Here is a 2947-nt window from a genome sequence, read left to right on the forward strand (position 1 = left end):
TGTCCGGCGGCGTCCTACTCTCCCACAACCTCGCGGTTGCAGTACCATCGGCGCTGAACGGCTTAACTTCCGGGTTCGGGATGGGACCGGGTGTTTCCCGTTCGCTATGGCCGCCGTAACTCTGGTGGTCACCACCTCACCCACATCTGCTGTGGGGGTGGTGCCTGGTCTTGGGGTGTTGTTTCTCTGTTCAGTTCTCCGTGTGACCCGTGAACCCGTTGTGTGGTGGGTTTGTTGGTCTGGGAACTGCATAGTGGACGCGTGCGTGCGGTGTGTGGTGTTGATGTGTGTAAGACAAGCCCTCGGCCTATTAGTACCGGTCGGCTGGGCATTACTGCTGTACACCTCCGGCCTATCAACCCAGTGTTCTGCTGGGGGCCTTACCCCATCAAGTGGGTGGGAAACCTCATCTTGAAACGTGCTTCCCGCTTAGATGCATTCAGCGGTTATCACTCCCGAACGTAGCTAACCAGCCGTGCCCCTGGCGGGACAACTGGCACACCAGAGGTTCGTCCATCCCGGTCCTCTCGTACTAGGGACAGCCTTTCTCAAGTTTCCTGCGCGCGCGGCGGATAGGGACCGAACTGTCTCACGACGTTCTAAACCCAGCTCGCGTGCCGCTTTAATGGGCGAACAGCCCAACCCTTGGGACCTGCTCCAGCCCCAGGATGCGACGAGCCGACATCGAGGTGCCAAACCATCCCGTCGATATGGACTCTTGGGGAAGATCAGCCTGTTATCCCCGGGGTACCTTTTATCCGTTGAGCGACGCCGCTTCCACATGCTGGCGCCGGATCACTAGTTCCGACTTTCGTCCCTGCTCGACATGTCTGTCTCACAGTCAAGCTCCCTTGTGCACTTACACTCAACACCTGATTGCCAACCAGGCTGAGGGAACCTTTGAGCGCCTCCGTTACTCTTTAGGAGGCAACCGCCCCAGTTAAACTACCCATCAGGCACTGTCCCTGATCCGGATTACGGACCTAGGTTAGACATCTAGTACGACCAGAGTGGTATTTCAACGATGACTCCACCCCAACTGGCGTCGAGGTTTCACAGTCTCCCACCTATCCTACACAAGCCGAACCAAACACCAATACCAAACTATAGTAAAGGTCCCGGGGTCTTTCCGTCCTGCCGCGCGTAACGAGCATCTTTACTCGTAGTGCAATTTCGCCGAGTCCATGGTTGAGACAGCGCCCAAGTCGTTACTCCATTCGTGCAGGTCGGAACTTACCCGACAAGGAATTTCGCTACCTTAGGATGGTTATAGTTACCACCGCCGTTTACTGGGGCTTAAATTCTCCGCTTCGGCATTGCTGCCTAACAGGTCCTCTTAACCTTCCAGCACCGGGCAGGAGTCAGTCCGTATACATCGTCTTACGACTTCGCACGGACCTGTGTTTTTAGTAAACAGTCGCTTGGGCCTGGTCTCTGCGGCCATCACCGCTTCCCCACGCAAGGTGGTTCACGGATCCGGCCCCCCTTCTCCCGAAGTTACGGGGGCATTTTGCCGAGTTCCTTAACCATGGTTCGCTCGATCGCCTTGGTATTCTCTACCTGATCACCTGAGTCGGTTTGGGGTACGGGCGGCGCATAGCTCGCTAGAGGTTTTTCTCGACAGCATAGGATCATCCACTTCACCCCATTGGGCTCCCCATCAGATCTCAGGCACATGAGACGCGGATTTGCCTACGTCTCGCCCTACATCCTTGGCCACGGACAACCATCGCCGTGGTTGGACTGCCTTCCTGCGTCACCCCATCGCTTGACTACTACCAGCTCGGGTCCCACGCTCCACCACCCCGCCTCACCCCGAAGGGATCGGTCATGGGCGGCTTCGGGTGGTTAGCATCACCGGGTTCGTCATGGGCGCTACTTTGCCGGTACGGGAATATCAACCCGTTGTCCATCGACTACGCCTGTCGGCCTCGCCTTAGGTCCCGACTTACCCAGGGCAGATTAGCTTGACCCTGGAACCCTTGATCATTCGGCGCACGGGTTTCTCACCCGTGATTCGCTACTCATGCCTGCATTCTCACTCGTGTCGCATCCACCCCTGGGTCACCCCGGGACTTCACTCGCGACACGACGCTCCCCTACCCATCCACGCACCTGAACCACGAAGGCTCGGATACACGCGTGAATGCCATAGCTTCGGCGGATGACTTGAGCCCCGCTACATTGTCGGCGCGGAATCACTTGACCAGTGAGCTATTACGCACTCTTTCAAGGGTGGCTGCTTCCAAGCCAACCTCCTGGTTGTCACTGCGACTCCACATCCTTTTCCACTTAGTCACCGCTTAGGGGCCTTAGCTGATGGTCTGGGCTGTTTCCCTCTCGACTACGGAGCTTATCCCCCGCAGTCTCACTGCTGCGCTCTCACTTACCGGCATTCGGAGTTTGGCTAACGTCAGTAACCTGGTCGGGCCCATCGGCTATCCAGTGCTCTACCTCCGGCAAGAAACACGCAACGCTGCACCTAAATGCATTTCGGGGAGAACCAGCTATCACGAAGTTTGATTGGCCTTTCACCCCTATCCACAGGTCATCCCCTCAGTTTTCAACCTAAGTGGGTTCGGTCCTCCACGCGGTCTTACCCGCGCTTCAACCTGCCCATGGATAGATCACTTCGCTTCGGGTCTTGATCGTGCTACTGGACCGCCCTGTTCGGACTCGCTTTCGCTACGGCTTCCCCACACGGGTTAACCTCGCAACACAACGCAAACTCGCAGGCTCATTCTTCAAAAGGCACGCCGTCACCCCGTAAGGCTCCGACGGATTGTAGGCACATGGTTTCAGGTACTATTTCACTCCCCGCCAGGGGTACTTTTCACCTTTCCCTCACGGTACTTGTCCGCTATCGGTCATCAAGGAGTATTTAGGCTTAGCGGGTGGTCCCGCCAGATTCACACGGAATTTCAGGGGTTCCGTGTTACTTGGGAAA

2 rRNA genes are annotated in these 2947 nt (G+C 56.8%); both read right to left on the bottom strand.

The window, feature by feature from the left end:
- Position 1: 1 nt before the first annotated feature.
- Positions 2-118: ribosomal RNA gene (gene rrf, locus ACFP2E_RS07745) — 5S ribosomal RNA — on the bottom strand.
- 172 nt (positions 119-290) lie between these two features.
- Positions 291-2947 (bottom strand): 23S ribosomal RNA (locus tag ACFP2E_RS07750); the annotation flags it as partial.

Origin of the sequence: Nocardioides sp. GCM10027114, assembly GCF_042659625.1 — a bacterium.
Classification (GTDB): Bacteria; Actinomycetota; Actinomycetes; order Propionibacteriales; family Nocardioidaceae; genus Nocardioides.